We start from the raw sequence: 2,251 nt of genomic DNA on the forward strand, positions 1-2,251 counted from the left end.
GGGGCGCGGATCTCGGCGGGGAAGTTCGGCAGGGTGGACAGGTCGTTGCCGAACGACGCCGTCTCCGACGTGAACCGGTCACCCGTGAGCTGCATACCGTCACCCGAGTCCCCCGCGAACCGGATGACGACGCCTTCGACGCGGCGTACTTCTCCCGTTTCTCTCGTGACAGTGGCGGTGACGGGCGGCCGGGTGGGGAGCGGGGCGGTCACTTGGAGACCTCACTGTCCATTTCCTGGAAGAGGATGGGGAAGTAGTTGATGTCGTCGGTGAGCTCGGCCAGCAGGGAGCCGATGACGGGGCCCGTGGTGTCCGCGCCCTTCAGGAGCTCGCTGTTGCGGCGCCGGGTGCGGGCGGAGAAGGGCAGCGAGCCCGTGGACAGGTAGCGGATGGCGCCCTCGTCGTCCCGCTTGGGGATGATCTCGGACTTCGCGTAGCGGCTGGCGCTGAAGGGGATGTCCAGGCGGCCCTCCGCGAACGCCGCGCAGATGGCGGGGATGGTGTCGGGGGCGGCGAGGACGGGCTCGACGATCTCGGCGACCTCGGCGAGGATCCAGTCGAGCTCCTCGCCGACGCGCTGCTCGTCGACGGTCATGAAGCCCAGCAGGCGCGAGTTGGCACGGTCGGCCAGCCGCAGCCCCTCGGCGTTGGCCTGGGTGTCGGGGATGCCGAACGCCTCCTGGTACGTCTTGGTGATGAGCTTGGAGGCGCCGCCGAGGCGGGCGACGAGGGCCCCGTAGAGGATGAGGTCCTCGGCGTGGCCGCGGTCCTTGGGGAAGACGCCCATGAACTCGTGCAGGACGGCGTGGACGTCCACGCCGGACGGCAGGTAGGTGCGGGCGAGCGCGGGGATGGCCCGCAGGGCGGCGACGTCCTGGACGAGGTGGCCGCTCTGCGGGTACGAGACGGAGACGCAGCGCACGCCCGCGCGCGTGGCCAGGACCGCTTCGAGCACGCTGACGGCGAGGCTGATGGACGGCGGGACGAGGACGGCCGTCAGCGTGCCGAAGAGCTCGCGGTCGACGACCAGACCGAGGCCGGCGAGTTCGCCGCAGACCCGGTCGACGTCCTGCCAGGCGGTCAGGGACTCCTCGAGCGGGACCGCCTTGGAGTAGGGGAGGTTGTAGGAGATGCCGCCGCCCTCGAAGGAGGTGATCCCGGAGGCGACGGCGACGTCGAAGAGGATGCGCGCGTCGGGCGAGCCGTGCCGGATCTCCAGCGGGGCCGCGACCGATTCGTTGAGGTCCCTGCCGCGCTGGTAGCCGTGGCTGACCAGGGGGTAGCCGTTGAGGTCGCCGGGGGAGAGGTTGAGCGTGCGCAGTGCCTGCTCGAAGCGTTTCAGGCGGGTGTGCGAGTCGATGGTCAGGGTCAGGAAGTCGGGTGCCGCCCGCTCCTCCAGGTCGCGCAGGAGGGCCTTCATCTCCTGGTGGCCGCCCACGCCGCAGCGCGGCTGGATGGCGACACGGCCGGCGTCCCGGGCCGCCTTGAGCACACTGGCGGCCGTGGGCTTGCCGAGCGAGGCGATGTAGTCGACGGACTCCGCGAGGGGTGGCAGGGCCCGCGGGCCGGGGGCGTCGCCCCGGCCCGCGAGGTAGGTGACGCCTGTGGTCATGACGCCACGAGCAGCTGCCGCTCGGCCGCCGTCCGGGCCGCGCGCAGTTCGTCGAGGACGGCCACCAGCTGTCCGGGGTCGCCGAGGATGCGGTCGACGCCGAGCTCGTGCAGGCGCTCCAGGTCCCGGGGGTCCTTCTTGCTGCCGACCGAGAGGTTGCCGCCCACGATGACGGGGCAGGTGATGCGGCCGGCCTCACGGGCGGCGGGCAGGTCCCGCAGGTCCTCGTGGACATGGCCGTTGAGGCTGCCGATGATGACGGCCTCGGCGTCGGGGTGGCGGTCGCAGGCGTCCGCGAACTCCTCGACGGGGGTGCAGGTGCCGAGGTTCTCCACCTCGAAGCCGACGCCGCGCAGGGCGTGGGCGATGAGGTGGTTGGCGACGGCGTGGCTGTCGCTGGCGGCGACTCCGAGGATGACGACGCGGCGTTCGCTGTGGGACATGGGGGATTGCGCTCCTTGGGTGCGCGGCGGATGCCGGATGCCGGGGTCGGCGGGGGTCGATGGTGGCAGATCGTCTAACGGGGCCATTCGTCGAACGCGGCGAAGAGGCCCATCTCGCCAACGTCGCGGCACCGGGAGACGTCGAACGCATCGGTGATCGCTGCGGCGACGGAGGCGCCGTCGTATGAGCTGGCGG

Annotated in this window: 2 protein-coding genes and 1 pseudogene; all 3 read right to left on the reverse strand. The window is 71.6% G+C overall.

The window, feature by feature from the left end:
* Positions 1 to 212, reverse strand: a pseudogene (locus K6I34_RS35960) (2-oxoglutarate ferredoxin oxidoreductase subunit alpha); the annotation flags it as partial.
* Positions 209 to 1,612: a methylaspartate mutase gene (locus K6I34_RS35965; protein WP_229332230.1), complete on the reverse strand. Its 1,404-nt coding sequence runs from the start codon at positions 1,610 to 1,612 to the stop codon at positions 209 to 211. The pseudogene K6I34_RS35960 and the gene K6I34_RS35965, both read right to left, overlap by 4 nt.
* On the reverse strand, positions 1,609 to 2,055 hold the full coding sequence (locus K6I34_RS35970; RefSeq protein WP_229332231.1) for a cobalamin-dependent protein: 447 nt from the start codon (positions 2,053 to 2,055) through the stop codon (positions 1,609 to 1,611). Before K6I34_RS35970 ends, K6I34_RS35965 begins: the two co-directional genes overlap by 4 nt.
* Positions 2,056 to 2,251 lie beyond the last annotated feature (196 nt).

Origin of the sequence: Streptomyces sp. UNOC14_S4 (assembly GCF_020740835.1) — a bacterium.
Taxonomy (GTDB): Bacteria; Actinomycetota; Actinomycetes; order Streptomycetales; family Streptomycetaceae; genus Streptomyces.

What these genes read in the sequence shown, in the direction of transcription:
- K6I34_RS35965 (WP_229332230.1), bottom strand. Translation starts at nt 1,612, where the DNA reads ATGACCACAGGCGTCACCTACCTCGCGGGCCGGGGCGACGCCCCCGGC.
- K6I34_RS35970 (WP_229332231.1), bottom strand. Translation starts at nt 2,055, where the DNA reads ATGTCCCACAGCGAACGCCGCGTCGTCATCCTCGGAGTCGCCGCCAGC.